General features: G+C 56.6%; 25 protein-coding genes and 1 other RNA gene. 20 read left to right on the plus strand and 6 right to left on the minus strand.

Going from position 1 to position 26,815, the window contains the following annotated elements:
• Positions 1-60 precede the first annotated feature (60 nt).
• From lon to AC3WOK_RS16430, 7 genes are all read left to right on the plus strand, one after another.
• Positions 61-2,415, plus strand: coding sequence for an endopeptidase La (gene lon / locus AC3WOK_RS16400; protein ID WP_023334706.1), 2,355 nt, complete (start codon positions 61-63; stop codon positions 2,413-2,415).
• Between the two features lie 210 nt (positions 2,416-2,625).
• On the plus strand, positions 2,626-2,898 hold the full coding sequence (hupB, locus tag AC3WOK_RS16405; protein WP_002444653.1) for a nucleoid-associated protein HU-beta: 273 nt from the start codon (positions 2,626-2,628) through the stop codon (positions 2,896-2,898).
• 212 nt (positions 2,899-3,110) lie between these two features.
• Complete coding sequence (ppiD, locus tag AC3WOK_RS16410; protein WP_492354813.1) at positions 3,111-4,982, plus strand: peptidylprolyl isomerase; 1,872 nt, start codon at positions 3,111-3,113, stop codon at positions 4,980-4,982.
• A 148-nt stretch (positions 4,983-5,130) separates the two neighbouring features.
• Complete coding sequence (locus AC3WOK_RS16415) at positions 5,131-5,511, plus strand: helix-hairpin-helix domain-containing protein (RefSeq protein ID WP_492354814.1); 381 nt, start codon at positions 5,131-5,133, stop codon at positions 5,509-5,511.
• 99 nt (positions 5,512-5,610) lie between these two features.
• On the plus strand, positions 5,611-6,009 hold the full coding sequence (locus AC3WOK_RS16420; RefSeq protein ID WP_047347276.1) for a YbgC/FadM family acyl-CoA thioesterase: 399 nt from the start codon (positions 5,611-5,613) through the stop codon (positions 6,007-6,009).
• Positions 6,010-6,057: 48 nt separating this feature from the next.
• Positions 6,058-6,411 carry a type II toxin-antitoxin system RelE/ParE family toxin gene (locus AC3WOK_RS16425; protein WP_063429258.1) on the plus strand — a complete coding sequence of 118 codons (354 nt, stop codon included), beginning with the start codon at positions 6,058-6,060 and terminating at the stop codon, positions 6,409-6,411.
• A 46-nt stretch (positions 6,412-6,457) separates the two neighbouring features.
• Positions 6,458-6,727, plus strand: coding sequence for an addiction module antidote protein (locus tag AC3WOK_RS16430; protein WP_492354899.1), 270 nt, complete (start codon positions 6,458-6,460; stop codon positions 6,725-6,727).
• A gap of 2 nt (positions 6,728-6,729) precedes the next feature.
• Here the strand turns inward: AC3WOK_RS16430 and queC are convergent, their stop codons facing one another.
• Entirely contained in the window at positions 6,730-7,425 is a 696-nt protein-coding gene (gene queC, locus AC3WOK_RS16435; protein ID WP_492354815.1) for a 7-cyano-7-deazaguanine synthase QueC, read from the minus strand.
• A 65-nt stretch (positions 7,426-7,490) separates the two neighbouring features.
• The gene (locus AC3WOK_RS16440) at positions 7,491-9,191 is read right to left on the minus strand and encodes an SgrR family transcriptional regulator (RefSeq protein WP_492354816.1); all 1,701 of its coding nucleotides are present in this window, start codon (positions 9,189-9,191) and stop codon (positions 7,491-7,493) included.
• A gap of 101 nt (positions 9,192-9,292) precedes the next feature.
• Here AC3WOK_RS16440 and cof point away from each other — a divergent pair, with 101 nt between their 5' ends.
• Complete coding sequence (cof, locus tag AC3WOK_RS16445; RefSeq protein WP_492354817.1) at positions 9,293-10,111, plus strand: HMP-PP phosphatase; 819 nt, start codon at positions 9,293-9,295, stop codon at positions 10,109-10,111.
• Positions 10,112-10,151: 40 nt separating this feature from the next.
• Here the strand turns inward: cof and AC3WOK_RS16450 are convergent, their stop codons facing one another.
• Positions 10,152-11,198 carry a PLP-dependent cysteine synthase family protein gene (locus AC3WOK_RS16450; RefSeq protein WP_047347270.1) on the minus strand — a complete coding sequence of 349 codons (1,047 nt, stop codon included), beginning with the start codon at positions 11,196-11,198 and terminating at the stop codon, positions 10,152-10,154.
• Between the two features lie 115 nt (positions 11,199-11,313).
• Here AC3WOK_RS16450 and AC3WOK_RS16455 point away from each other — a divergent pair, with 115 nt between their 5' ends.
• The 5 genes from AC3WOK_RS16455 to amtB all read left to right on the plus strand — a co-directional run bounded on the left by AC3WOK_RS16455 (position 11,314) and on the right by amtB (position 17,233).
• Positions 11,314-11,772, plus strand: coding sequence for an Lrp/AsnC family transcriptional regulator (locus AC3WOK_RS16455; RefSeq protein ID WP_047347269.1), 459 nt, complete (start codon positions 11,314-11,316; stop codon positions 11,770-11,772).
• A 30-nt stretch (positions 11,773-11,802) separates the two neighbouring features.
• Positions 11,803-13,575 carry a SmdA family multidrug ABC transporter permease/ATP-binding protein gene (locus AC3WOK_RS16460; protein WP_047347268.1) on the plus strand — a complete coding sequence of 591 codons (1,773 nt, stop codon included), beginning with the start codon at positions 11,803-11,805 and terminating at the stop codon, positions 13,573-13,575.
• Positions 13,568-15,349, plus strand: coding sequence for a SmdB family multidrug efflux ABC transporter permease/ATP-binding protein (locus AC3WOK_RS16465; RefSeq protein WP_492354818.1), 1,782 nt, complete (start codon positions 13,568-13,570; stop codon positions 15,347-15,349). The genes AC3WOK_RS16460 and AC3WOK_RS16465 overlap by 8 nt, the downstream gene beginning before the upstream one ends.
• Before the next feature lie 220 nt (positions 15,350-15,569).
• The gene (gene glnK, locus AC3WOK_RS16470; protein ID WP_008503304.1) at positions 15,570-15,908 is read left to right on the plus strand and encodes a P-II family nitrogen regulator; all 339 of its coding nucleotides are present in this window, start codon (positions 15,570-15,572) and stop codon (positions 15,906-15,908) included.
• A 35-nt stretch (positions 15,909-15,943) separates the two neighbouring features.
• Positions 15,944-17,233: an ammonium transporter AmtB gene (gene amtB, locus AC3WOK_RS16475; RefSeq protein WP_047347266.1), complete on the plus strand. Its 1,290-nt coding sequence runs from the start codon at positions 15,944-15,946 to the stop codon at positions 17,231-17,233.
• Between the two features lie 84 nt (positions 17,234-17,317).
• Here amtB and tesB read toward each other — a convergent pair whose 3' ends face one another.
• Positions 17,318-18,178: an acyl-CoA thioesterase II gene (tesB, locus tag AC3WOK_RS16480; RefSeq protein ID WP_047347265.1), complete on the minus strand. Its 861-nt coding sequence runs from the start codon at positions 18,176-18,178 to the stop codon at positions 17,318-17,320.
• 203 nt (positions 18,179-18,381) lie between these two features.
• Between tesB and AC3WOK_RS16485 the strand changes: the two genes are divergently transcribed.
• Entirely contained in the window at positions 18,382-18,909 is a 528-nt protein-coding gene (locus AC3WOK_RS16485) for a YbaY family lipoprotein (RefSeq protein ID WP_029741632.1), read from the plus strand.
• Positions 18,910-18,944: 35 nt separating this feature from the next.
• On the opposite strand, the gene AC3WOK_RS16490 is transcribed toward AC3WOK_RS16485, so the two are convergent.
• Positions 18,945-19,256, minus strand: coding sequence for an MGMT family protein (locus AC3WOK_RS16490; RefSeq protein ID WP_059311204.1), 312 nt, complete (start codon positions 19,254-19,256; stop codon positions 18,945-18,947).
• A gap of 170 nt (positions 19,257-19,426) precedes the next feature.
• On the opposite strand from AC3WOK_RS16490, the gene ffs reads away from it, so the two are divergent.
• The 3 genes from ffs to AC3WOK_RS16505 all read left to right on the plus strand — a co-directional run bounded on the left by ffs (position 19,427) and on the right by AC3WOK_RS16505 (position 20,248).
• Positions 19,427-19,523, plus strand: an RNA gene (gene ffs / locus AC3WOK_RS16495) — signal recognition particle sRNA small type.
• Positions 19,524-19,784: 261 nt separating this feature from the next.
• Complete coding sequence (locus tag AC3WOK_RS16500) at positions 19,785-20,036, plus strand: hypothetical protein (RefSeq protein ID WP_063144756.1); 252 nt, start codon at positions 19,785-19,787, stop codon at positions 20,034-20,036.
• Complete coding sequence (locus tag AC3WOK_RS16505) at positions 20,033-20,248, plus strand: hypothetical protein (RefSeq protein WP_008503298.1); 216 nt, start codon at positions 20,033-20,035, stop codon at positions 20,246-20,248. The genes AC3WOK_RS16500 and AC3WOK_RS16505 overlap by 4 nt, the downstream gene beginning before the upstream one ends.
• Before the next feature lie 84 nt (positions 20,249-20,332).
• Here AC3WOK_RS16505 and yczR read toward each other — a convergent pair whose 3' ends face one another.
• Complete coding sequence (gene yczR, locus AC3WOK_RS16510; RefSeq protein ID WP_063429265.1) at positions 20,333-21,754, minus strand: MocR-like transcription factor YczR; 1,422 nt, start codon at positions 21,752-21,754, stop codon at positions 20,333-20,335.
• Between the two features lie 86 nt (positions 21,755-21,840).
• On the opposite strand from yczR, the gene yczE reads away from it, so the two are divergent.
• The 3 genes from yczE to AC3WOK_RS16525 all read left to right on the plus strand — a co-directional run bounded on the left by yczE (position 21,841) and on the right by AC3WOK_RS16525 (position 26,796).
• Positions 21,841-22,452, plus strand: a complete 612-nt coding sequence (gene yczE, locus AC3WOK_RS16515; RefSeq protein ID WP_492354819.1) for a membrane protein YczE — start codon at positions 21,841-21,843, stop codon at positions 22,450-22,452.
• Between the two features lie 77 nt (positions 22,453-22,529).
• Complete coding sequence (locus AC3WOK_RS16520; RefSeq protein WP_059311200.1) at positions 22,530-23,600, plus strand: LacI family DNA-binding transcriptional regulator; 1,071 nt, start codon at positions 22,530-22,532, stop codon at positions 23,598-23,600.
• A 103-nt stretch (positions 23,601-23,703) separates the two neighbouring features.
• Entirely contained in the window at positions 23,704-26,796 is a 3,093-nt protein-coding gene (locus tag AC3WOK_RS16525) for a beta-galactosidase (RefSeq protein WP_492354820.1), read from the plus strand.
• The last annotated feature ends 19 nt before the right edge of the window (positions 26,797-26,815 follow it).

Consider the following 26,815-nt stretch of genomic DNA (forward strand, 5'->3'; position numbering starts at 1 on the left):
TATGTGAAGCACAGTGACATGACCAGCTTACCTGGCGGACACTAACTAAGAGAGAGCTCTATGAATCCTGAGCGTTCTGAACGCATTGAAATCCCCGTATTGCCGTTGCGCGATGTGGTGGTTTATCCGCACATGGTCATACCCTTATTTGTAGGGCGGGAAAAATCTATCCGTTGCCTCGAAGCCGCTATGGATCATGATAAAAAAATCATGCTGGTGGCGCAGAAAGAAGCATCAACGGATGAGCCGGGTGTAAACGATCTTTTCACCGTCGGGACCGTGGCCTCTATTTTGCAGATGCTGAAGCTGCCTGACGGCACCGTCAAGGTGCTGGTAGAAGGCCTGCAGCGTGCGCGTATTACCACTCTGTCAGACGACGGCGAACACTTCTCTGCGAAGGCAGAGTACCTTGATTCGCCTGAACTTGATGAGCGCGAACAGGAAGTGCTGGTTCGCACCGCGATTAGCCAGTTTGAAGGCTATATCAAGCTGAACAAGAAAATCCCACCAGAAGTGCTGACGTCGCTGAACAGCATCGACGATCCTGCACGTCTGGCGGACACCATCGCTGCCCATATGCCGCTGAAGCTGGCTGACAAACAGTCCGTGCTGGAAATGTCCGACGTTAACGAACGTCTGGAATACCTGATGGCGATGATGGAGTCTGAAATCGATCTGCTGCAGGTTGAGAAGCGTATTCGCAACCGCGTGAAAAAGCAGATGGAGAAATCTCAGCGTGAGTACTATCTGAATGAGCAAATGAAAGCCATTCAGAAAGAACTCGGTGAGATGGACGACGCGCCGGACGAAAACGAAGCGCTGAAGCGCAAGATCGACGCGGCGAAGATGCCGAAAGAGGCAAAAGAGAAAGCGGAAGCTGAACTGCAGAAGCTGAAAATGATGTCTCCGATGTCGGCTGAAGCGACCGTTGTCCGCGGCTACATTGAGTGGATGGTGCAGGTTCCGTGGAACGCCCGCAGCAAGGTCAAAAAAGACCTGCGTCAGGCGCAGGAAATCCTCGATACCGACCACTACGGCCTGGAACGCGTGAAAGACCGCATTCTTGAGTACCTCGCGGTACAAAGCCGTGTGAACAAAATTAAGGGCCCAATTCTGTGCCTGGTTGGACCGCCGGGGGTGGGTAAAACCTCTCTGGGTCAGTCCATCGCCAAAGCGACCGGACGTAAGTATATCCGTATGGCGCTGGGTGGCGTACGCGATGAGGCGGAAATCCGCGGTCACCGCCGTACCTACATCGGTTCTATGCCGGGTAAACTGATCCAGAAGATGGCGAAAGTGGGCGTTAAAAACCCGCTGTTCCTGCTCGATGAGATCGACAAAATGTCGTCGGACATGCGTGGCGACCCTGCGTCTGCGCTGTTGGAAGTGCTTGATCCAGAACAGAACGTGGCGTTCAGCGATCACTACCTGGAAGTGGATTACGACCTGAGCGACGTCATGTTTGTGGCGACGTCGAACTCCATGAACATTCCGGCTCCGCTGCTGGACCGTATGGAAGTGATCCGTCTCTCCGGTTACACCGAAGATGAGAAGCTGAACATTGCTAAGCAGCACCTGCTGCCGAAACAGATTGAGCGTAACGCGCTGAAAGCCAACGAGCTGACCGTAGAGGACAGCGCGATTATTGGCATCATCCGCTACTACACCCGTGAAGCGGGCGTGCGTAGCCTTGAGCGTGAAATCTCTAAACTGTGCCGTAAAGCGGTGAAACAGCTGCTGCTGGATAAGAGCCTGAAGCACATTGTGATTAACGGCGACAACCTGCATGCCTATCTCGGCGTTCAGCGTTTCGACTACGGTCGCGCGGACAACGAAAACCGCGTTGGTCAGGTGACCGGCCTGGCATGGACGGAAGTGGGCGGCGATCTGCTGACCATCGAAACCGCCTGTGTACCGGGTAAAGGCAAGCTGACCTACACCGGTTCTCTGGGTGAAGTGATGCAGGAATCCATTCAGGCGGCACTGACCGTGGTGCGCGCGCGTGCGGAAAAACTGGGGATTAACCCGGATTTCTACGAAAAACGCGACATCCACGTGCACGTACCTGAAGGGGCGACGCCGAAAGATGGCCCAAGCGCGGGTATTGCCATGTGTACCGCTCTGGTTTCTTGTCTGACAGGTAACCCGGTACGCGCCGATGTGGCGATGACCGGCGAGATTACGCTGCGTGGTCAGGTTCTGCCGATTGGCGGCTTAAAAGAAAAACTGCTGGCGGCACATCGCGGTGGGATCAAAACTGTATTGATCCCTTACGAAAACAAACGCGATCTGGAAGAGATTCCGGACAACGTGATTGCCGATCTGCAGATCCATCCTGTGAAGCGAATTGAGGAAGTTCTTAGTCTCGCATTGCAGAATGAACCGTCCGGAATGCAGGTTGTAACCGCAAAATAGTGACCTCGCGCAAAGAGCGTCAATAAAAACAAGGCTGGTAAGTCATTTCGCACTTGCCAGCCTTTTTTTGTATAGCTAATTTAGATTGCTGATTAGGTCAGCCATCAACAACGGGTGTTGTAAGGTCATGGCAGGCCTGATATAACTGCTGCGCGGTCGCGTTGTGAAGGATTCAGGCGCGATATAAATTATAAAGAGAGGAAGAGAACAGTGAATAAATCTCAACTGATTGACAAAATTGCTGCTGGTGCTGATATTTCTAAAGCTGCAGCTGGACGTGCGTTAGATGCATTAATTGCTTCTGTTACTGAATCTCTGCAGGCTGGGGACGACGTTGCACTGGTAGGCTTCGGTACTTTTGCTGTTAAAGAGCGTGCTGCCCGTACTGGCCGCAACCCTCAGACCGGTAAAGAGATCACCATTGCTGCCGCTAAAGTGCCGGGTTTCCGTGCAGGTAAAGCGCTGAAAGACGCAGTAAACTGATTGCTTTCCCGTCTCAGGGAAGCCGTATAGTACAAGGGCGCATCTTCTGATGTGCCTTTTTTGTTTGTCCAGACCTGATTTGTGCGAGTTTATGCGAGTTGTGGGCTGACAATCGCCCCGTTTTCTTGTCACAATACGACCTTACGCGCGACGGGCAGGATTTTCCGTCAGCGTCAGGTAACCAGTCACCTACAGCGGAGTGTTGTTACACCATGATGGACAGCTTACGCACGGCTGCTAACAGTCTCGTGCTCAAGATTATTTTCGGTATCATTATCGTGTCGTTCATATTGACCGGCGTGAGCAGTTACCTTATTGGCGGTGGCGCGAACTATGCCGCAAAAGTGAATGGCCAGGAAATCAGCCGTGGTCAGTTCGAGAATGCTTTTGCCGGTGAACGTAACCGTATGCAGCAACAGCTGGGCGACCAATTCTCTGAACTGGCAGCGAACGAAGGGTACATGAAGACCCTGCGCCAACAGACCCTGAACCGTCTTATCGACGAAGCGCTGCTGGATCAGTATGCCAAAAAACTGGGCCTTGGCATCAGCGATGAGCAGGTGAAAAAAGCCATCTTCTCCACGCAAGCCTTCCAGTCTAACGGTAAATTCGACAACGCGCGCTACAACAGCATCGTCAATCAGATGGGCATGACTGCCGATCAATACGCTCAGGCGCTGCGTAATCAACTGACCACCCAGCAGCTCATCAATGCCGTTGTGGGCACTGATTTCATGCTCAAAGGTGAAACGGATGAACTGGCCGCGCTGGTGGCGCAGCAACGCGTTGTACGTGAAGCCACGATTGATGTGATTGCCCTGGCGGCAAAACAGCAGGTAAGCGACGCTGACGTTAAAGCCTGGTACGAGCAGAACAAGAATACTTTTGTTTCTCCGGAACAGTTCCGCGTGAGCTATATCAAGCTGGATGCGGCTGCGCTGCAGGAAAGCGCGTCTGACGCGGAAATCCAGTCTTACTACGACCAGCATCAGGATCAGTTCACTCAGCCGCAGCGTAACCGCTACAGCGTGATTCAGACCAAAACCGAGGCTGATGCCAAAGCGGTACTGGATGAGCTGAACAAAGGCGCTGATTTCGCGACCGTCGCGAAAGCAAAATCCACCGACATTATCTCTGCGAAAAACGGCGGTGATATGGGCTGGCTGGAAGAGGCAACCACGCCGGATGAGCTGAAAAATGCCGGTCTGAAAGACAAAGGCCAGCTGTCAGGCGCCATCAAATCCTCCGTGGGTTTCCTGGTTGTCCGTCTGGACGACATCATCGCTGCAAAAACCAAGCCGCTGGCTGAGGTTCATGATGATATCGCGGCGAAAGTGAAGCAGGAAAAAGCGCTGGATGCCTACTACGCGCTGCAGCAGAAAGTGAGCGATGCAGCCAGCAACGACAATGAGTCGCTGGCGGGTGCAGAGCAGGCGGCTGGAGTGAAAGCGGTTGAGACGGGTTGGTTTGGTCGTGACAACCTGCCGGAAGAGCTGAATTTCAAACCGGTTTCTGATGCCATCTTTAACGGTGGTCTGGTCGGCGAAAACGGCACGCCAGGCAGCAACTCTGACATCATTACCGTCGACGGCGATCGTGCGTTCGTTCTGCGCGTCAGCGAGCACAAGCCTGAAGCGGTCAAATCGCTGGCGGAAGTGAAGGATCTGGTCGTCGCTCAGGTTAAGCACAACAAAGCGGAACAGCAGGCGAAACTGGATGCTGAGAAGATTCTGGTTGATCTAAAAGCAGGCAAAGAGGACGCGCTGAAAGCGGCGGGCCTGAGCTTCGGTGAGGCGAAAACGCTGAGCCGTACCGGTCAGGATCCTGTCAGTCAGGCGGCGTTTGGTCTGAACCTGCCGGCAAAAGATAAACCAAGCTTCGGCACCACCACCGATATGAAGGGTAACGTCATTCTGCTGGCGCTGGATGAAGTGAAAGCCGGCACCCTGCCAGAAGCGCAGAAGAAAGCGATGGTTCAGGGCATTACCCAGAACAATGCCCAGATTGCTTTCGAAGCCATGATGAGCAACCTGCGTAAAGAAGCCAAAATTAAGCTGGGTGATGTGATAACTCAGCAGCAATAATTACGTATCTGCTCGCAGAATTTCGTAACGCTCTGCAAAAACTAAAGGCCGCTTTCGCGGCCTTTTCCATTTCTGCAATCTGCTGTTTGTGCCTGTTTTCTTCGACGGCTATCGTGACGTGGCTGTCAACAAACAAGGAGCTAACAGCATGAAACGTGGAATCAAAGCACTGTTAATTACGCTGGCTATTGCCACCACCGGGATGAGCGCTGGCGCGCTGGCGGCGACACCTGCCGCCAAACCACAGACGATACAGAGCAAGACCGACGCAGCCGCGCCGGTGCAGGGGCAAACCAAAGCGACTGACGCCGGTAAAAACGCGGATGATGACGGTACGCGGGTGAGTATCAATTCGGCCTCTGCAGAAGACCTGGCCCGCGCGATGAATGGCGTTGGCCTGAAAAAAGCGCAGGCTATCGTCAGCTACCGCGAAGAGTACGGTCCTTTCAAAACTGTCGACGATCTCAAACAGGTTCCGGGTATGGGCAGCGCGCTGGTTGAGCGCAACCTCTCACACCTGACGTTGTAATCCCACATTTACTTGCACTGCAGCGATAATTTGCCAGGATAAAGAGGTCATACCAGTTATGACCTCTAATCCTACAATAACAGTAAAGGCTATTGCGCTATGCAGACAAAAATCAAAGTACGCGGTTTTCACCTCGACGTTTACCAGCACGTGAACAATGCCCGCTATCTTGAGTTTCTTGAAGAAGCGCGCTGGGACGGGCTCGAAAATAGCGAAAGCTTTCAGTGGCTGACCGCGCACAACATCGCGTTCGTGGTCGTCAATATCAACATCAACTACCGCCGTCCGGCCGTACTGGGTGATGTGCTCACCGTGACCAGTCAGGTACAGCAGCTCAGTGGCAAAAGCGGAGTGTTAAGCCAGGTGGTGACGCTCGACCCGGAAGGACAGGTAGTGGCTGATGCGCTGATTACGTTTGTCTGTATCGATCTGAAAACCCAGAAGGCGCTGCCGCTGGAAGGGGAGTTGCGGGAAAAGCTGGAGCTGATGATCGCTTAGAAATTTTGTCTTTTATAAAAGACAAAGGAACTTTTCAGGGATAGAATAATGGACAGGGACTACGTTGTTGAACGTTACCGAACCCGTGACGGAAAAGTGCCGTTTGAGGAGTGGGTAGCCAGAATGAATCGAAAGGATCCGGATATGGTTTTCCGGATCCTTATGCGGATTAACCGTGCGATAAAACGTAATTTTGGCGATTACAGGTATCTCAGGGAAGGTGTTTGGGAGATGCGAGTCGATAGTGGCCCCGGCTACAGAATCTATTTTTCAGTAGAGAATCGGCAGGTTTTATTGTTACTGATCGGTGGTGACAAAAAGAGCCAAAAAGCAGATATCAAACTGGCAATAGATTACTGGAAAGATCATCAAACAAAAGGACATTCCAATGAGCGCCGCTGAACGAAAATATTCGAGCTCTGTTAGCCACCATGATGCTGTTGTGAAAATGCTGCGAGAGAATCCTTCCAACGCTCAGCGTTATCTGCAAACAGCCCTGGAAGAGATCTATGAAGACCAGGGGATCCCTGCCTATCTCATTGCACTCCGTCAGGTCATCGAAGCGCGAGGCGGTATCGGAGAAATTTCTACCAAAGCAGGTCTTTCCCGTCAGCAGCTATACCGAACCTTGTCTGACAACGGCAACCCAACGCTGACCACGCTGATGAAAGTCACGCGTGCTGCCGGCGTAAAACTGTTCGACAGCACGGTTAAATAGCCCTACTTAAGCCCGGTTTTTTTCTGCATCGCGGCAATCACGCCGACTTTATCGGCAAGATAATGATTCAGCCCGTTAGCGCGCAGGTTACAGGCGGCGCACTGGCCGCAGCCGTCGCCTTTGATGCCGTTATAGCAGGTGAGGGTTTCGCTGCGAACCAAATCCAGCTTGCCCCAGTAGTCCGCCAGCGCCCAGGTTTCTGCTTTATCCAGCCACATTAGAGGGGTTTCAAAGCGCGTCTCTTTCGCCATCCCCAGATTGACGGCGTGGTTTAACGCTTTCACAAACTCGTCGCGACAGTCCGGGTAACCGGAGAAGTCTGTCTCACATACGCCGGTTATCACCGCTTCGGCTTTTACCTGGTAGGCGTAAATCGCCGTCAGGGTCAGGAAGAGGATATTACGGCCCGGCACGAAGGTGTTCGGAATGCCGCTAGCATCGGGTTCGTAGTCCGGGACGGGAATGCTGTCGCGGGTGAGGCTGCTCACGGCCAGCTCATTTAACAGCGTAACATCCAGTACCTTGTGCGCGCGTGCGCCCAGTTTCAGGGCCAGTTCACGGGCGACGTCGATTTCAGCGCGATGACGCTGACCATAATCGAAAGTGACACAGTGAACTTCATCATACTGATGAAGGGCCTGGACCAGGCAGGTAGTAGAGTCTTGTCCTCCGCTGAACACGACGACGGCACGTTTCATAAATCATCTCGACAGTTACGTAAAAACGTTATGTTACCGCCTGACCACGACGGCGACCAGCTTCTTCACGATTTGGGGGCGGGCAGCCAGGCTTCGGTAAAATCAAACCAGCCGCGGGTATTAAGGCGAATGCCGTTGACCCCCGGCGGGGCGCTGATTTGATACTGGTAGTTAAACAGCGGTGTAATGACCGCGTTTTCCATAAGCTGGCTAAAAATGGCTTTCAGGCCAGCATGTCGATCCTGTTCATCGGCCTGAGTCTGTACCGCATCCAGGGTGGCCTGCAGATGAGCGTATTGAGGCGCGCTCAGCAGGTGTGGCCAGAGAGGATCACAGCGCAGCCACTGCTCAAGCGTGTATTCCGGGGCTTCGCCAATCAGCCTGTCGCCCATCATCATGTCCGCGTCCGCCAGTTGCTGGCATCCATCCCAGGTTTTCGCATCGTAAAAGATAACCGTAAGCGCGCAGCCCAGTTGTGCAAGGTACTGTTTGAGCTGTCGGGCCATCGTGTGTAACTCAACCGGCAAATGGTAAATCAGGGTTAATTTCTTCGGCAGAGGGACATGCGTTAAATCCGGCCACTGGGGGATCGCCCAGCCGGGCAGTAGCTCCTCCGTTGGGTTAATCAGCCCTTCGTTTAGCCCAAGCGTATGCAGAAGCGATGAGAGATGAATGATATTGATGAGCCGCCGCGCCTGCATTTCACTCAGGCGCGGGCTTTGCTTCAGGGTGAGATAACAAAAGCCCAGACTGGTGCTGTTGGTGACCAGGCGCAGGCTCTCAAGTTCATCCGGCTCGCCAATGGCAATCTGCACCGGATGACGACAGCTGGTACCCAGCCCAGAGTCAAACAGCGTCGGCGTGATCCAGTATTCGATAGCCTTAAGCAGCGGATGGCTGAGATGGTACTGTTCATGGCTCTCCAGACGAACCAGGTCGGGTTCATACACGCTGAGTCTGAAGGGCCCGCTGCCCGTCATGGGCTGTTCGGGATGGGCAAGACGGCTGCAGTAGGTGGCCAGGCGGTGTGCCAGCCAGTAATCCGGCTGGTGCAAGGTAAATGTCAGACACTGAGGGTGAGTGACGTCAACGCGTAAGACGCTCTGGAACAGCTTGCGCAGGGCGGGCAGGGCAAAAAGCGCGGTCAGGCTCTGCTGAAGCTGTCCGGTCTCGACCTTATCGCCGTTATGCCAGTGCAGGGTGGATCGAATATAAAAGTGCCAGCGCAGGCCGTCCTCCGACACCTCCCAGTGATGGGCGAGATCGCCCGTGGGTTCACTGGAGCTGCCGTGAAAGCGCGTCAGCCCGGAAAAAATCTGTCCGGCCAGATGCTGTTCCGCCCGACCGGGCAGAAAACCCGGATGAAGCGGGTCCAGAGAGCGGTAATAGGGGATGCGCAGCGTCGGCGTGTCGTTTTGCCACTGTCCGCCCAGAAACGGATGCAGCAATGACCGCAGCGCGTCTGGTGCAAGCTGGGCCAGCTCAAGCGCGTTGTGCTGCTGTCCACGCTTTAACGCCTCTTCCATCATCGCATTGCGCAGCGACTCCGGGGTGACATGGAACGTCAGTTCACCTCGTTTACCGCGACCAGACTGCGCTCGCCAGCTCAGCCAGCCCGCTTCCTGGGCCTGACGCAGCAGCGTTCGAACATGCCGCTCGCTACAAAAACAGCGGGCCGCCAGCTCGCTGATGGTGACCTGCTGGGTCGTACCCTCGGACGGCTGCCAGAGGCGGTGATACTGATTAAGTCGATTAAGCTGGCGCATGAGAAACCCGGAACAATAATTATCATCTATTCACTATTACTTCCGTATATCTCACACGATACTGATGCACAAGTTAATCGCATCACATTTCGGGAGTAAACATGGCTCGGCTCGCTGCATTTGATATGGACGGTACGCTGTTAATGCCGGATCACCGTTTGGGGGAGAAAACCCTGAACACGCTGAAGCGTCTGCGCGAGCGTGATGTCACCCTGACGTTTGCTACCGGGCGTCATGTGCTGGAAATGCGTCATCTGCTGGGCGCATTTTCCCTCGACGCCTTTCTGATAACGGGCAACGGGACGCGAATTCATTCTGTAGAAGGCGATGTGCTGCACCGTCAGGATCTCAACCCGGAAGTGGCGGATATCGTGCTGCACAGCACCTGGGACACGCAGGCCAGCATCCACGTCTTTAACGATCGGGGCTGGTTTACCGGGCGTGAAATTCCGGAACTGCTGCATGCGCATGTCTACAGCGGTTTTAAATATCAGCTTGTCGATCTGCGTCGGATCCCCGCCCATGCGGTGACCAAGATCTGCTTCTGCGGCGATCACGACGATCTCTGCCGCTTACGCATTCAACTGAATGAGGCGCTGGGTAATCGGGCGCACCTGACCTTCTCGGCGGTGGATTGTCTGGAGGTTTTACCTGTGGGCTGTAACAAAGGTTCTGCCCTGGCGGTACTGAGCGACCACCTGGGCTTAACGCTGCAGGACTGTATGGCGTTTGGCGATGCCATGAACGACCGGGAGATGCTGGGCAGCGTCGGCCGCGGTCTGATTATGGGGAATGCGATGGCGCAGCTAAAAGCAGAACTTCCCCATCTGCCGGTTATTGGGCACTGCGGTAACGAAGCGGTGTCTCATTTTTTGACGCATTGGCTGGACAACAACAACCTCCCATATTCCCCCGAATAGTGAGACCCTTCCAGCAAGCCAGACCTCGGTCTGGCTTTTTTTATTTCAGCAGCTCTGCAATCCGGGCTTTCCACGGGGCGATATCGCCGATGTTGGCCTGCACCCACTCCGCATTATAGTAGGTTTCCAGGTAGCGCTCGCCGCTGTCGCACAGCAGGGTGACGATAGAGCCGGTGCGGCCCTCTTCGCGCATGCGTGCGGCAAGCTGCAGTGCGCCCCACATATTTGTGCCCGTCGACGCGCCGACTTTGCGGCCCAGCTGCGTTTCCAGCCAGTGCGCCGTTGCCACGCTTGCGGCATCCGGCACGCGCATCATCTCATCCACTACGTCCGGGATGAACGATGGTTCCACGCGCGGGCGGCCAATCCCTTCAATTTTGCTGCCTACCGGGCTGCGCAGACCGGCATCGCGGTTTTGCCAGTAGTCGAGGAACACGGAGTTCTGCGGATCAACCACCATCAGCTGGGTATCATAGCCCTGGCAGCGAATGTAACGTCCAATAGTGGCTGACGTGCCGCCCGTCCCGGCGCTCATTACAATGTACGACGGAACCGGGTGCGGCTCGTGGGTCATCTGGCGGAAGATACTGTCGGCAATGTTGTTATTGCCGCGCCAGTCCGTCGCGCGCTCGGCGAAGGTAAACTGGTCCATATAGTGGCCGTTGAGCTCGCGGGCCAGCATTTCGGAAGCGGCGTAGATTTCGCATGCGCTTTCCACAAAGTGGCAGCGACCGCCGTAAAATTCGATCTGTTCGATTTTGCGTCTGGCAGTGCAGGAAGGCATCACCGCGATAAACGGCAGGCCCAGCAGGCGAGCAAAATAGGCTTCGGACACCGCCGTTGAACCGGATGAGGATTCAATGATAGTGGTGCCTTCTTTAATCCAGCCGTTACATAAACCGTATAAAAACAGTGAGCGCGCCAGACGATGCTTCAGGCTGCCGGTAGGATGGGTGCTTTCATCTTTCAGATAGAGCTGAATACCGTCAAATCCCGGCAGGGAAAGGCGAATCAGGTGCGTATCTGCCGAGCGCTGATAGTCGGCATTGATTTCGCTGATCGCATGTTTAACCCAAGTGCTATTCATCGTAGTTATCCGTTTGTCATTTTGTGCCTAGGATAGCGAAAAGCACAGAAAAAATTGTTGCTATCTGGCCTTTAAAATAGAATGAAGGGAGAAAAATTTTCTCTGTGAGGTGGCTATGCTAGATAAAATTGACCGCAAGCTCCTGTCATTACTGCAAAGTGACTGTACCCTCTCTTTGCAGGCGCTGGCAGATGCCGTTAATCTGACCACCACGCCGTGCTGGAAGCGCCTCAAGAAGCTTGAGGATGACGGTATTCTGCTGGGACGCGTCGCGTTATTGGATCCCGAAAAACTGGGGCTTGGATTAACGGCGTTTGTCCTGATAAAAACTCAGCATCACAGCAGCGAGTGGTATAGCCGCTTTGTCACGCAGGTGTCCGAAATGCCAGAGGTGCTCGGCTTCTGGCGTATGGCCGGCGAGTACGACTACCTGATGCGCGTTCAGGTCGCAGACATGAAGCGCTATGATGATTTCTACAAGCGACTGGTGAACAGCGTACCGGGGTTATCGGACGTAACCTCAAGCTTCGCCATGGAACAGATTAAATACACCACAGCGTTACCTATTGAATAACTTCGTAAAATACCTTCAGGAACAAACCGCGTGCGATTATTTGCCCAATTAAGCTGGTACTTTCGTCGGGAGTGGCAACGCTATCTCGGCGCCGTATTCCTGCTTATTATCATTGCCATTTTGCAGCTGATCCCGCCGAAAGTGGTGGGATACGTCGTGGATGGCGTCACCGAACAGCATTACACCACCGCACGGGTGTTGATGTGGGTTGGCACGCTGGTGCTGACGGCCGTCATTGTTTATCTGCTGCGCTACGTTTGGCGCGTGCTGCTGTTTGGCGCGTCCTATCAGTTGGCCGTTGAGCTGCGTGAGGATTTTTACCGCCAGCTGAGCCGGCAGCATCCCGAATTTTATCTGCGCCATCGCACCGGTGATCTTATCGCGCGCGCCACTAACGACGTCGATCGCGTGGTCTTTGCCGCCGGGGAAGGGGTGCTGACGCTGGTGGACTCGCTGGTGATGGGCTGCGCGGTGCTGATCGTCATGTCCACGCAGATCAGCTGGCAGTTGACCCTGCTTGCCCTGCTGCCGATGCCGCTGATGGCGCTGGCGATCAATCGCTACGGCGAACAGCTGCACGAACGCTTTAAGCTTGCCCAGGCGGCGTTTTCTTCCCTGAACGACCGCACGCAGGAGAGCATGACCAGCATCCGTATGATTAAAGCGTTTGGTCTGGAAGACCGACAATCCGCGCTGTTTGCGGCCGATGCCGCGGACACGGGAGCGAAGAACATGCGCGTCGCGCGTATTGACGCCCGTTTTGACCCGACGATTTATATCGCGATTGGCATGGCAAACCTGCTGGCGATTGGCGGCGGAAGCTGGATGGTGGTGCAGGGCGCGTTGACCCTGGGGCAACTGACCAGCTTTGCGATGTATCTGGGGCTCATGATCTGGCCGATGCTGGCGCTGGCCTGGATGTTTAACATCGTGGAGCGCGGCAGCGCCGCCTATAGCCGCATTCGCGCCATGCTGGCCGAAGCGCCAGTGGTCAATGACGGGAGCGAAGCGGTACCGGAAGGGCGCGGCGTCATGAAAGTCGACGTCCGTCAGTTTGTCTATCCGCAAACGGAACATCCGGTACTGGAGAACGTTAGCTTTACGCTTCAGCCAGGCCAGATGCTCGGCATCTGCGGCCCGACGGGCGCCGGCAAAAGTACCGTGCTCTCTTTGCTCCAGCGCCACTTTGACGTCACGCAGGGTGATATTCGCTTCCATGATATTCCCCTGACCCGGCTGGTGCTGGATGAGTGGCGAGGCCGTCTGGCGGTGGTGAGCCAGACGCCGTTTCTCTTTTCGGACACCGTGGCGAACAACATTGCCCTCGGACGTCCGTCGGCAACGCAGGAAGAGATAGAGCATGTGGCGCGGTTAGCCAGCGTACATGATGATATTTTGCGTCTGCCGCAGGGCTACGATACGGAAGTCGGGGAGCGGGGCGTCATGCTGTCCGGCGGGCAAAAACAGCGTATCTCCATTGCCCGCGCGCTATTGCTCAATGCGGAAATCCTGATCCTGGACGATGCGCTTTCCGCCGTGGATGGCCGTACCGAGCACCAGATCCTGCATAACCTGCGCCAGTGGGGCGACGGACGCACGGTGATTATCAGCGCCCATCGTTTGTCAGCGCTTACCGAAGCCAGCGAAATACTGGTATTGCAGCACGGGCACGTTGCCCAGCGCGGGCAGCATGAAACGCTTGCGGAGCAGCCGGGTTGGTATCGCGATATGTATCGCTATCAGCAGCTTGAAGCGGCGCTGGACGATGCGCCGGAACACGCAGAGGAGGCCACCCATGCGTAAGCTCGGAACGATGTGGCCGACGCTTAAGCGTCTGCTGGCCTACGGCTCGCCGTGGCGTAAACCGCTCTCCGTGGCCGTGCTTTTACTCTGGATTGCGGCGATTGCCGAGGTGAGCGGCCCGCTGCTCATCAGCTACTTCATCGACAATATGGTCGCTAAAAGCTACCTGCCGCTGGGGCTGGTGGCGGGCTTAGGCGTGGCCTACGTTGGGTTACAGCTGACTGCGGCAGGGCTGCACTATGCCCAGTCTCTGCTGTTCAACCGTGCAGCCGTGGGCGTTGTACAGCAGCTGCGTACGGACGTGATGGACGCCGCGCTTCGCCAGCCGCTCAGCGAGTTTGATACTCAGCCGGTCGGGCAGGTGATTTCGCGGGTGACCAACGATACGGAGGTGATCCGCGATCTGTACGTCACCGTGGTGGCAACCGTGTTGCGCAGCGCAGCGCTGATTGGCGCGATGCTGGTGGCGATGTTCAGCCTCGACTGGCGCATGGCGCTGGTGGCAATCACTATCTTCCCGGCGGTGCTGATCGTGATGGTTATCTATCAACGCTACAGCACGCCGATTGTCCGTCGGGTGCGCACCTACCTGGCCGACATCAATGATGGCTTCAACGAAGTGATCAACGGCATGAGCGTCATCCAGCAGTTCCGCCAGCAGGCGCGTTTTGGCGAGCGGATGGGCGAAGCCAGCCGTTCGCACTACATGGCGCGCATGCAGACCCTGCGGCTTGATGGGTTCCTGTTACGCCCGCTGCTGAGCCTCTTCTCCGCGCTGGTGCTTTGCGGGCTGCTGATGCTCTTTGGCCTGACCACACGAGGAACCATTGAGGTTGGCGTTTTATACGCCTTTATCAGCTACCTTGGCCGCCTTAACGAACCCCTGATTGAGCTGACGACACAACAGTCGATGCTCCAACAGGCCGTGGTGGCAGGGGAGCGCGTGTTCGAGCTGATGGACAGGCCGCGTCAGACCTACGGCGACGACGAGCGTCCTTTGCAAAGCGGGGCCATTGCCTTTGATAACGTCTCCTTTGCCTATCGCGACGACCAGCTGGTGCTGCAGGACATCACGCTTGATGTTCCTTCACGCGGGTTCGTGGCGCTGGTGGGGCATACCGGCAGCGGTAAGAGCACGCTCGCCAGCCTGTTAATGGGGTATTACCCGGTCAGCCGGGGGCAAATCCGTCTCGACGGACGCCCGCTCGCGGCTCTCAGTCACGGTGTGTTACGCAAAGGCGTTGCGATGGTGCAGCAGGATCCGGTCGTGCTGGCCGATACCTTCTACGCCAACGTGACCCTGGGGCGAGACTACTCTCAGGAGCAGGTCTGGGAGGTGCTGGAGAAAGTGCAGCTGGCAGCCCTGGCGCGCGGGTTTAGCGACGGGATCAATACGAAACTCGGCGAGCAGGGGAACAATCTCTCCGTAGGACAAAAGCAGCTCCTGGCGCTGGCGCGGGTGCTCATTGAAACGCCGCAGATACTGATTCTGGATGAAGCCACGGCCAGCATTGACTCCGGCACCGAGCAGGCCATCCAGCAGGCGCTGGCCGCCGTCCGCGACCATACGACGCTGGTGGTGATTGCTCACCGACTTTCGACCATCGTTGACGCGGACACCATTCTGGTGCTGCATCGCGGACAGGCCGTTGAGCGCGGTACGCACCGCGAACTGCTGGAAGCAAAAGGGCGCTACTGGCAGATGTATCAGCTGCAGCTGGCGGGCGAAGAGCTGGCGGCCAGCGTGCGCGATGAAGAGTCGCTTAGCGCCTGATGCACTAAAATGAGGCGACGCGCTAACAGTCATTCCTGTTGGTGCAAAACTGAAACGCACCCTGCACCGGCATGGTGCGTTTTTTTTCACCGGTGCGTTTAGCAGGCGCGCGTAACGCTCATCGCACCGCTATTCCCTCTGGTTTTCATTTCTGGCACACCCCTTGCAATACCTTCTACGTTAGCTGCGGCCATTACCGAATTCTGACTGGAGGGGATCTATGAAGCTGGTTACGGTTGTAATCAAACCATTCAAACTCGAAGACGTGCGTGAAGCGCTCTCTTCAATGGGTATTCAGGGACTGACTGTCACCGAAGTGAAAGGCTTTGGTCGTCAGAAGGGTCATGCCGAGCTTTATCGCGGGGCGGAATACAGCGTTAACTTTCTGCCAAAAGTAAAAATTGATGTCGCGATTGCTGACGATCAGCTTGATGAAGTCATTGATGTCATTAGCAAAGCGGCCTACACCGGCAAAATTGGCGACGGCAAAATTTTCGTTGCCGAACTGCAGCGCGTCATTCGCATCCGTACCGGCGAATCTGACGAAGCGGCACTGTAATTAACGCCTGGCACACAGTGATAGGGATCGAGAAAATGAAGATAGCAACACTTAAAACGGGTCTGGGTTCGCTGGCACTGCTGCCGGGCCTGGCGCTGGCTGCTGCACCTGCGGTGGCAGACAAAGCCGATAACGCCTTTATGATGATCAGCACCGCGCTGGTGCTGTTCATGTCCATTCCGGGCATTGCGCTGTTCTACGGCGGTCTGATCCGTGGCAAAAACGTTCTCTCCATGCTGACGCAGGTTGCCGTAACGTTCGCGCTGGTCTGCGTGCTGTGGGTGGTTTACGGTTACTCGCTGGCTTTCGGTACCGGCAACGCGTTCTTTGGTAACTTCGACTGGGTGATGCTGAAAAATATTGAGCTGACCGCGCTGATGGGCAGCTTCTACCAGTATATTCACGTTGCTTTCCAGGGCTCGTTCGCCTGTATTACCGTCGGGCTGATTGTGGGCGCGCTCGCCGAACGTATTCGTTTCTCAGCGGTCCTGATTTTCGTGGTGGTCTGGCTGACGCTCTCCTATGTGCCGATTGCGCACATGGTCTGGGGTGGCGGTCTGCTGGCAACACACGGCGCGCTGGACTTCGCGGGCGGTACCGTTGTGCACATTAACGCCGCGGTAGCGGGCCTGGTTGGCGCATACCTGATTGGCAAACGCGTGGGCTTTGGTAAAGAAGCATTCAAACCGCACAACCTGCCGATGGTCTTTACCGGTACCGCGATCCTCTACTTTGGCTGGTTTGGCTTCAACGCCGGCTCAGCAAGTGCCGCGAACGAAATCGCCGCGCTGGCCTTCGTGAACACCGTTGTGGCCACGGCGGGTGCAATCCTCTCCTGGGTCTTTGGCGAGTGGGCGGTGCGCGGTAAACCTTCTCTGCTGGGTGCCTGTTCGGGGGCGATTGCCGGTCTGGTCGGTATCACTCCAGCGTGTGGTTATGTTGGTGTGGGTGGCGCGCTGCTGGTCGGCCTGGTGTCGGGTCTGGCGGGGCTGTGGGGCGTGACGGCGCTGAAGCGTATTCTGCGCGTTGATGACCCTTGCGATGTGTTTGGCGTGCACGGCGTGTGCGGCATTGTCGGCTGTATCATGACCGGTATCTTCGCAGCGAAATCGCTGGGTGGCGTGGGCTACGCAGAAGGCGTCACCATGGCCCATCAGGTGCTGGTGCAGCTGGAAAGTATTGCTGTCACCGTGGTGTGGTCTGCCGTTGTCGCTTTCATTGGCTACAAACTGGCGGACATGACGGTTGGGCTGCGCGTACCGGAAGAGCAGGAACGCGAAGGTCTGGACGTCAACAGCCACGGCGAGAATGCGTATAACGCCTAAGGTAAAAGCAAAACGGCAACTTCGGTTGCCGTTTTTAGTGTGTATACCCTCTCCCCGTGGGAGAGGGCCAGGGTGAGGGCAACATCAACCTCTATTACGCATCACCCCTTCCTGCACCGTCGAGGCGACCAGCACGCCATCCTGCGTATAAAACTCTCCACGCACAAAGCCGCGAGCGCTTGATGCCGACGTACTCTCCACGCTGTAGAGTAGCCACTCGTTCATGTTGAACGGACGGTGGAACCACATGGAGTGGTCGATCGTCGCGACCTGCATCCCTTTTTCGAGAAACCCGACGCCGTGCGGCTGCAGCGCCACCGGCAGGAAGTTGAAATCTGACGCATAGCCCAGCAGATACTGATGCACGTGGAAGTCCTCAGACACCGTACCGTTAGCCCGGATCCAGACCTGGCGCTTCGGTTCCGCGGTGTGGCCTTTCATCGGGTTGTGGAACTCGACGGGGCGGATCTCAAGCGGCTTATCGCAGAGAAACTTCTCTTTGACCTGTGGCGGAAGCAGATGCGCCAGCGCACGGGCGATATCGGTCTCTGATTTGAGCTCGTCTGGCGACGGCGCCGGGGGCATCACTTTCTGGTGCTCGTAGCCGGGTTCTGGAGCCTGGAAAGAGGCCGTCATGTAAAAGATCGGCTTACCGTTCTGGATAGCCGCGACGCGGCGCGCGCTGAAGCTGTTGCCATCTCTCAGGACTTCAACGTCATAGACGATCGGTTTTGCGCTGTCGCCGGGGCGTAAGAAGTAGCTGTGGAATGAGTGCACCAGACGGTCTGCCGGGACAGTCTCCTTTGCTGCGTACAGCGCTTGTCCAACGACTTGCCCGCCGAAGACCTGGCGTAAGCCTAAATCTTCGCTCTGTCCGCGAAAGAGTCCTTCCTCAATTTTTTCCAGATTCAATAATGTCAGCAGATTGTTCAGTGCCTGACTCATAGTTGTCCTCAATAAACGCCGTAGCGAAAGATAGGCAGAGTATAACGCAGAAATGAAAGTGGTCCGATGGGTAGAATAATCTGAATATCGGGACGATTTCAGGCATTAATCAGTGATTTGTGCCACACTTGTATACGTTATGTGATTGAAACGACATCGGATGGGATCGATCCCGCTGGTGCATTGATGATAAGGAGACTTCAATGAAACTCGTGCCCATGCTAAGTGGTGTAGCTATTGCGGTGGCGTTGTCCGCCTGTGCCGGTAAGAGCGCCCAGGTGCCTGTACCAGCAGCCGATCCGAACGGGATTAATACCCTTTCACAGCAATCCATTCAGCAGCCTAACGTTTCCGGTACCATCTGGATTAAACAGAAAGTCGCGTTACCGCCGGATGCGGTATTAACGGTGACGCTGTCTGATGCTTCCCTGGCCGACGCGCCATCGAAGGTTGTGGCCCAGCGCGCCGTCCGTACTGAAGGTAAGCAGGCGCCGTTTAGCTTCGTATTACCGTATAACCCATCGGACGTGCAGCCTAATGCCCGTATCCTGCTGAGTGCAGCGGTAACGATCAACGGTAAGCTGGTGTTTATCACCGATACGGTCCAGGAAGCGATCAACAACGGTGGAACAAAAGTCGACCTGAACCTTGTGCCTGTGCAGCAGACCGAAGTGCCGGTCGCGCCGCAGACCAATCAGCCGTCCCTGCCAACCCCACCAACTCAGATGTAATGATTGTGTTCCCCCTCTCCTCCGGGAGAGGGGGATCAATACACCCAGCGGTACTTCTGCAAATCGATTTGCCCTGACCCTGATACCTGCACCCCTTCTGAAAGTAACGCCTGACGCTGACGCTGGAGATCCGGTCCGGTGAGCGAGATGGCGCCATGTCGATTCACCACCCGATGCCAGGGCAACGTGCTTCCTTCCGGTAGCCGTTTCAAAACGCCGCCGACCTGTCGCGCCGCGCGCGGAGAACCGGCCAGGCGTGCGACTTCACCATAGGTGGTAACATAGCCTTCAGGGATTGAAGCCACGATTTGCCATACGCGCTGTGGAAAGGAGTCGTGCTCGTCCATACCTTCACCTGTGGGGATGTTCTGGAGAGCCATGGTAAACGAAGATCGTGATGATTGCTGCGCCTGTTTGCGCAAGAAACCAGCATCCGGTTCCTGGCAGCTTGCAATTGGGCGTTAGCATAGGGATAATGCGCCAGCGCGTTGGTTATCAACGCTCTCAATGGGGGCTCTGTTGGTTCTCCCGCAACGCTACTCTGTTCACCAGGTCAGGTCCGGAAGGAAGCAGCCAGGGCAGACGACGTGTGTGCCGGGATGTAGCTGGCAGGGCCCCCACCCATTTCTGGACTCATACCTTCTTCCCTGTTTTTTACCCTTCCTTTAGCGTTATTCCACAATAAGATTAAGCTTATATCGTGTAATATATATTTCATCGCTTTGAAATATTACTGTCATAAACCTGTAATAATAGACTGCCATTTTATATTCGGATGTCTATTTTCTACCATAATTCAAAAAAATATATATCTGGATAACATTGTTAACTTCGTGTATTAAATAAAGTACTTATTCCGAAGGGAAGTGACAAACATGGCTACAGCGGTATTAAACGTTAAGATCGATGACGCGCTAAAAGAAAGACTTCGCCACTATGCGGAAGACAATAACGAGAATTTAAGCGTGACGACAGAGAAACTGCTGCTGCTGGCGTTTGAAGCAGTAGAAGAGGCGGGAGTATCGGAAGAGGATATTGATAATCAGCATACGGAAGAAGAGAGCGTTTCTCCTTTTACTCCTAAAGAAATCAAAGCGCTACGTAAACTTCTGAAGAAGAGAAAATGAAACAACAACTGTCAACTGCCAGTGACTACAAAGAAGCCTGCGATCTGTTGCGTTCAGGCTACGTGAAGCATGTACGTCTTGGCTGGAATGTCGGAAGTGATGAGTTCTTTCGTATTGCGTCTGACTGGTGTGATACCGGCGCAAAAATAAAGAAAGATGGTGAAAACTTTGTTATTTCACTAAAAGGTTTTCCTATTCCTGCTCAGCATTAACTTCAGAACGGTGAAAACTGCTGACTGCCTCCGTGACAGTCAGCAGTTTTTATTTTTTTATGATCGCCTTCAAACTTTTCAATATTAAATCACGCTGCGTTTTACCGATGGCACGTTTTTATTCAAAGCAAGCCATAGCGGTTTGATCCTCAGCAGCGCCTGCTCAAGCTCTGTCGGTTCGAGCGAGAAGGGCATCCGTAAATAGCGGTCAAACGCGCCAGATAAACCAAAGCGCGTCCCGGTCCCCAGATTAATCCCCAGAATTTCAGCCCGCGCGGCAAGCTGAGTCGCCAGCATGCCCGGGAGTTCTATCCAGTAAGAGAGCCCGCCCTCCGCTTCATGGAACGTCCACTCCGGAAAATGTTCGCGCAACAGTTCACCGCACCGATCGCGTCGTTCCGCCAGCATCTTCCGGCGCGCGGGCAGAAACGTCTCGCTGTTATTCATGAGCCACAGCATCGCCAGCTGTTCCAGCAGCGGCGATCCTAAATCCAGGGTGTCTCGCGTCTGGGCGAGCGTGGCGATAGTACGCGAGGAGGCGCGGATCCAGCCGAGACGCAGCCCTCCCCAAAAGCTTTTTCCCGCAGAGCCTAACGTAATGACGGTGGCCTGCGGGTTAAAGGAGGCCAGCGGCGGCGGGGGAGGCGAGTCAAACCAGAGATCCACCATCGTCTCATCCACCACCAGCGCCGTACGGGTTTGCGCAGCAATATCGGTGATGGCCTGACGGGTAGCGATATCCATGCATCGCCCGGTTGGGTTATGAAAATCTGGCATCAGATACGCCAGCCGCGGCGCGGTCTGGGCAAGCGTTGCCGCGAAGCCGTCCGTATCCCAGCCGGTCTCCGGCAGCGACACACCCACGGGCCGACACTGCGCCCCCTGAATGGCGGCAATCGCCAGCGGGTAGGTGGGATGGTCAACCACGACGCGATCCCCCGGCCCGGTCATCATCCGCAGCACCAGCGCAAAGCCGCTGACGGCGCCATTAACCACCATCACTTCCTCCGCGCGGGTGGGAAGACCGCGTGCGGTATAGCGCGCAGCGATGGCCTCCCGCAGCGCCAGCAGCCCAAGCTGATCGTAGCCCGTCAGCGAAAGGTGCTGCGTAATGGCCGTGAGCGCATGGGTATACGCCTGGTGGATCTCCGGCCCGGCATTCAGTGCGGCTGTGGAGAGATCCAGCGCGGCACTCGCTGCTGAAAGGGTAGGAACGGCGCGCGTGTCCGGGAGGATCACGCGCGACCCGCTGCCGTGACGGCTTTCCAGGTAACCCTCCTCACGCAGATGGGCGAGGGCGCTGCTGACGGTGGTCCGGCTTACGTCCAGCGCAGAGGCCAGCTCACGCTCGCCCGGCAGCCGCGTATTCAGCGCCAGCCGGCCATCAAGGATTAACAGACGCAATGCATCGGCCAGCTGACGCCAGAGCGGAGTGCGGGACGAGGTTTGCTGCCAGTGGCCTAAAAGGCGTATCAGAGACTGGCTTCCGAAGCGGCGTGATGACATATGCAGTCCACTATTTGAAAACTGGACATTAATCATAGTGCCATTTTAGGTCAGGATGAAAGCCTGGTTCACTGGAGAAGATAAAAATGGTGCGTCGTTTGCTGCAACTTTATGTCGGTTTAGGGCTGTATGGCCTTTCCACCGCGATGTTTATTCGTTCCGATTTGGGCGTCGATCCGTGGGATGTGTTTCATCTTGGGGTAGGGATGCAGCTGGGGATGAGCATCGGGACGGTGATCATTTTAGTCGGCGCTGCGGTACTGCTGCTGTGGATCCCACTGCGTCAGATGCCGGGGCTGGGCACGATCAGCAATGTGATTTGTATCGGTCTGGCGGCGGACGCCAGCATGGCCTTTATCCCTGAACTGAGTTCCTTGCCCCTTCGCATCACGCTGCTGGTCGGGGGCATCGTGATGAACGCGATTGCGACCAGCATGTACATCGGTGCCGGTTTCGGGCCTGGTCCGCGCGACGGTCTGATGACCGGCATTCATGCCCGGCTGGGATGGTCCATTCGCAGCGTGCGTACCTCTATTGAGATGTCTGTCCTGCTGATTGGCTGCGTGCTTGGCGGCACGTTTGGGGTGGGAACCGTATTGTATGCCCTGACCATTGGCCCGCTTATCCAGCTCTGTCTGCCCTGGTTCCGCCAGAAGCCGCGCATTGCGGAAATTCCTCAGCCGGAGCGGGTTGTCTAATTTTGCGAAGCGCTCACATGCTTTAATGGCGTCGCTGTGCCAGAATAGGAACTCCCAAACACGCGATGCCAGAATGCATGAAAGCTATCACTCTCTATGATGTCGCCCTCCTTGCGGGGGTTTCTTATCAGACCGTCTCCCGCGTCATTAACGACGCGGAGCATGTGTCTGCCCGCACGCGGGAAAAGGTGCAGCAGGCGATGGCGGAGCTGCACTACGTTCCTAACCTTCGCGCGCAGCAGCTGGCGGGCAAACGCACCCGAACGCTGGGGCTCATCACCACCGATCTGGCTCTGCACGCGCCTTCGCAAATTGTCTCAGCGGTAAAATCCCGTGCCGCCGAAAAGGGGGCGAGCGTCCTCATTTCCATGGTGGAGCAGCCGCAGCAGTGTCAGGCCGCGCTTCAGGCGCTGCTGGCGCAGCGCGTGGAGGCCCTGCTGGTGAATGTTCCGCTTGACGATGAACATGCCGAACAGCTCAGGGCCCTGGCGTCGCCTGTCCCGGTGCTGTTCCTTGATGTATCGCCCTCCGCGCAGGTAAACAGCCTGGTGTTTAACGCAGAACAGGGCGCGCGTCTGGGCGTTGAGCATCTGCTTTCACTGGGGCATCAGCGCATTGCCCTGCTGAGCGGGCCGGAAAGCTCGGTTTCTGCGCGGGCGCGTCTGGCGGGTTGGAAAGCCGCCCTGGCACGCGCGGATCTTGACGCCGCTGCGGTTGCCTTCGGTGACTGGAGCGCGGCCTGCGGATATGAGAAGGGGCATCTGCTGCTGTCTGGGGCGGTCTTACCGGATGCGATTCTGGTGGCGAACGATCAAATGGCGCTTGGGGTGATGCGCGCCTGTGCGGAAAAAGGGATAGCGGTTCCGGGCCAGATTTCCGTGGTCGGGTTCGACGATACGGCTGACAGCGCCTGGTTCTCCCCGCCGCTGACGACCATTCGTCAGGCCTTTCGCGACGCGGGCGAACGCAGCGTGGAGTGGCTGCTGGCGCCCTCCGGAGGCGAAGCGTGCTGGCAGGTTCAGCTGCCGGTTACGCTGGTTACCCGCCATTCCAGCGCGCGCCATTCACCCCGGCAGGCCGAACAAGAGGAGCTGGCGCGGCAGCTCAGAAGCCTGGCGCTGATGGCCGAGCAGCTTGCCCGCAAATAGGACTTTTGTGATCTGACTCGCTACCCCGCGATCGAACGCTTTACCGTCGCCGATCGCCAGGGCATGTTAACCAAAATTGTGAGCGCTTCGCAAAGAGGTTGATATGTCCAATACCCCATCGCTGACCCTCAGCGCCATCCTGGCCCGACGAGACTGGGAAAATCCGGGAGTTACCCAATGGAACCGCCTGGCCGCACACGCGCCGTTACACAGCTGGCGTAATGAACAATCCGCCCGGGACGACGCCGGATCCGCCAGCAGGCATAGTCTTAACGGGGTGTGGCGATTCAGTTTTTTTGCGGCACCCGAGCAGGTTCCTCAGGCATGGGTAGCCGAAGATTGCGCCGATGCCGTTGCAATGCCCGTGCCGTCTAACTGGCAGATGCAGGGGTTCGATACGCCCATCTACACCAACGTGACCTATCCCATACCCGTTAACCCGCCTTTTGTGCCGCAAGAAAACCCTACCGGCTGTTACTCGCTCACATTTAACGTAGAGGACGCCTGGTTACAGGGCGGGCAAACCCGCATTATCTTTGACGGTGTGAACTCGGCGTTTCATCTGTGGTGCAACGGAGAGTGGATAGGCTATTCCCAGGACAGTCGGCTGCCCGCCGAATTTGACCTCTCGGCGGCATTGCGCCCCGGGCAGAACCGCCTGGCGGTCATGGTATTGCGCTGGTGCGACGGCAGCTATCTGGAAGATCAGGACATGTGGCGCATGAGCGGCATTTTCCGCGATGTGACGCTGCTGCATAAACCCGAGACGCAGATTGCCGATTATCACGTCGTGACAGACCTGAATACGGAGCTGGACCGCGCGGCGCTGAAGGTTGACGTCTCCCTGCAGGGAGCGCAATTTTCAGCGTGTGAAGTGGCCTTTACCCTGTGGCGCAAGGGGGAGAAATGCGCCAGCGTAGTTCAGCGTCCGGGGTCGGCCATTGTTGACGAACGCGGCAGCTGGGCCGAGCGCTTAACGGCAACGATCCCCGTTGAGGCCCCTGCGCTCTGGAGCGCGGAAACGCCGGAGCTGTATCGCCTGACGATTGCGCTGCTTAACCCGCAGGGGGAAATGCTGGAGATTGAGGCGTGCGACGTGGGCTTCCGCCGGGTTGAAATCAGCAACGGCCTGCTGAAGCTTAACGGTAAGCCGCTGCTGATCCGCGGGGTTAACCGGCACGAGCATCATCCGGAAAACGGCCAGGTGATGGACGAAGCGACAATGCGTCGCGATATCGAAATCATGAAGCAGCACAACTTCAACGCCGTGCGCTGCTCGCACTACCCGAACCATCCGCTGTGGTACCGGCTTTGCGATCGCTACGGGCTGTACGTCGTTGACGAGGCCAATATCGAAACCCACGGCATGGTGCCGATGAGCCGCCTTGCTGACGATCCGCGCTGGCTGCCCGCCATGAGCGAGCGCGTGACCCGCATGGTGCAGCGCGATCGTAATCATCCCTCAATTATCATCTGGTCGCTGGGTAATGAGTCTGGCCACGGCGCTAACCACGATGCATTGTACCGCTGGGTGAAGTCCACCGATCCGACGCGCCCGGTGCAATACGAAGGCGGAGGGGCAAATACGGCGGCGACCGACATCGTCTGCCCGATGTACGCCCGGGTCGATCGGGATCAGCCCTTCCCGGCGGTGCCGAAATGGTCAATCAAAAAGTGGATCGGCATGCCGGACGAAACGCGTCCGCTGATCCTCTGCGAATACGCCCACGCGATGGGTAACAGCTTCGGTGGGTTCGCGAAATACTGGCAGGCGTTTCGCAGCCATCCTCGCCTGCAGGGAGGGTTTGTCTGGGACTGGGTCGATCAGGCGTTGACGAAGAAAGACGAAAACGGCAACGCGTTCTGGGCCTACGGCGGGGACTTTGGCGACAAACCGAACGATCGGCAGTTCTGCCTCAATGGCCTGGTCTTCCCCGATCGCACGCCGCACCCGGCGCTGTACGAAGCGCAACGCGCGCAGCAGTTTTTTACCTTTACCCGGGTGAGCACGTCTCCGCTGGTGATAGAGGTACAAAGCGGCTACCTTTTCCGCCGCACCGATAACGAAGTGCTGAGATGGACGGTTGCCCGCGACGGGGAAACGCTGGCCTCAGGCGAGGTGACGCTCGCGATGACGCCTGGAGGCACTCAGCGTCTGGAGATTGCCCTGCCAGAGATGACGGCTGAACCGGGAGAGGTCTGGCTGAACGTTGAAGTTCGCCAGCCCCGGGCAACGCCGTGGTCACCGGCTAACCATCGCTGCGCGTGGGAGCAGTGGCCGCTTCCGGCTCCGCTCTTTATTGCGCCGCCAGCGCCTGCGGGCGAGCCGCCGGTTTTGACGCAGAACGAGCGCATGCTGGAGGTCACGCATCGTCAACAGCGCTGGCAGTTCGATCTCACCACGGGCAACCTGACGCAATGGTGGCGCGAGGGGGGGGAAACGCTGCTCGCACCGGTGACGGATAACGTGAGCCGCGCACCGCTGGACAACGACATTGGCGTGAGTGAAGCGACGAAGATCGATCCGAACGCGTGGGTTGAGCGCTGGAAAGCGGCGGGCATGTACGATTACACCTCGCGCGTTCTGCACTGTGAGGCAGAGCAGCATGCGGGCGAGGTGGTGGTGACTACCCTGCACGTCGGGGAGTATCACGGTAAAGCGCTGTTCCTGAGCCGCAAAACCTGGCGGGTGGACGACCAGGGGAGGCTGCACGGTGATATTCAGGTTGATGTTGCGTCTGATATTCCGGAACCCGCGCGCGTAGGCCTGAGCGTTCATCTTGCCGAAACGCCGGAAGACGTTCACTGGCTGGGGCTGGGGCCGCATGAAAACTATCCTGACAGAAAGCTGGCGGCAGAGCAGGGGCGCTGGACATTACCTCTGGAGGCCATGCATACGCCGTATATCTTCCCGACGGAAAATGGTTTGCGCTGCGATACCCGGGAACTCGTGCTGGGTGCGCATCAGCTGAATGGCGCGTTCCATTTCTCGGTGAGCCGCTACGGCCAGCAGCAGCTGCGTGAGACAAGCCATCATCATCTGTTGAAGAAAGAGCCGGGAAGTTGGCTCTGCCTCGATGCGTTCCATATGGGCGTGGGCGGCGACGACTCCTGGAGCCCCAGCGTCTCGCCAGAATTTATCCTCCAGCAACGCCAGCTTCGTTATACCTTCAGCTGGCAGCAGCGCCTTAACTGACCATTGAGATGCGGCCACA

The organism is Enterobacter sp. FW301-JW81, assembly GCF_058788735.1.

Coding starts and splice junctions, on each gene's coding strand:
- lon (WP_023334706.1), top strand. CDS start 61: ATGAATCCTGAGCGTTCTGAACGCATTGAAATCCCCGTATTGCCGTTG.
- ppiD (WP_492354813.1), top strand. CDS start 3,111: ATGATGGACAGCTTACGCACGGCTGCTAACAGTCTCGTGCTCAAGATT.
- AC3WOK_RS16415 (WP_492354814.1), top strand. CDS start 5,131: ATGAAACGTGGAATCAAAGCACTGTTAATTACGCTGGCTATTGCCACC.
- AC3WOK_RS16420 (WP_047347276.1), top strand. CDS start 5,611: ATGCAGACAAAAATCAAAGTACGCGGTTTTCACCTCGACGTTTACCAG.
- AC3WOK_RS16425 (WP_063429258.1), top strand. CDS start 6,058: ATGGACAGGGACTACGTTGTTGAACGTTACCGAACCCGTGACGGAAAA.
- AC3WOK_RS16430 (WP_492354899.1), top strand. CDS start 6,458: ATGCTGCGAGAGAATCCTTCCAACGCTCAGCGTTATCTGCAAACAGCC.
- queC (WP_492354815.1), bottom strand. CDS start 7,425: ATGAAACGTGCCGTCGTCGTGTTCAGCGGAGGACAAGACTCTACTACC.
- AC3WOK_RS16440 (WP_492354816.1), bottom strand. CDS start 9,191: ATGCGCCAGCTTAATCGACTTAATCAGTATCACCGCCTCTGGCAGCCG.
- cof (WP_492354817.1), top strand. CDS start 9,293: ATGGCTCGGCTCGCTGCATTTGATATGGACGGTACGCTGTTAATGCCG.
- AC3WOK_RS16450 (WP_047347270.1), bottom strand. CDS start 11,198: ATGAATAGCACTTGGGTTAAACATGCGATCAGCGAAATCAATGCCGAC.
- AC3WOK_RS16455 (WP_047347269.1), top strand. CDS start 11,314: ATGCTAGATAAAATTGACCGCAAGCTCCTGTCATTACTGCAAAGTGAC.
- AC3WOK_RS16465 (WP_492354818.1), top strand. CDS start 13,568: ATGCGTAAGCTCGGAACGATGTGGCCGACGCTTAAGCGTCTGCTGGCC.
- glnK (WP_008503304.1), top strand. CDS start 15,570: ATGAAGCTGGTTACGGTTGTAATCAAACCATTCAAACTCGAAGACGTG.
- amtB (WP_047347266.1), top strand. CDS start 15,944: ATGAAGATAGCAACACTTAAAACGGGTCTGGGTTCGCTGGCACTGCTG.
- tesB (WP_047347265.1), bottom strand. CDS start 18,178: ATGAGTCAGGCACTGAACAATCTGCTGACATTATTGAATCTGGAAAAA.
- AC3WOK_RS16485 (WP_029741632.1), top strand. CDS start 18,382: ATGAAACTCGTGCCCATGCTAAGTGGTGTAGCTATTGCGGTGGCGTTG.
- AC3WOK_RS16490 (WP_059311204.1), bottom strand. CDS start 19,256: ATGGACGAGCACGACTCCTTTCCACAGCGCGTATGGCAAATCGTGGCT.
- AC3WOK_RS16500 (WP_063144756.1), top strand. CDS start 19,785: ATGGCTACAGCGGTATTAAACGTTAAGATCGATGACGCGCTAAAAGAA.
- AC3WOK_RS16505 (WP_008503298.1), top strand. CDS start 20,033: ATGAAACAACAACTGTCAACTGCCAGTGACTACAAAGAAGCCTGCGAT.
- yczR (WP_063429265.1), bottom strand. CDS start 21,754: ATGTCATCACGCCGCTTCGGAAGCCAGTCTCTGATACGCCTTTTAGGC.
- yczE (WP_492354819.1), top strand. CDS start 21,841: ATGGTGCGTCGTTTGCTGCAACTTTATGTCGGTTTAGGGCTGTATGGC.
- AC3WOK_RS16520 (WP_059311200.1), top strand. CDS start 22,530: ATGAAAGCTATCACTCTCTATGATGTCGCCCTCCTTGCGGGGGTTTCT.
- AC3WOK_RS16525 (WP_492354820.1), top strand. CDS start 23,704: ATGTCCAATACCCCATCGCTGACCCTCAGCGCCATCCTGGCCCGACGA.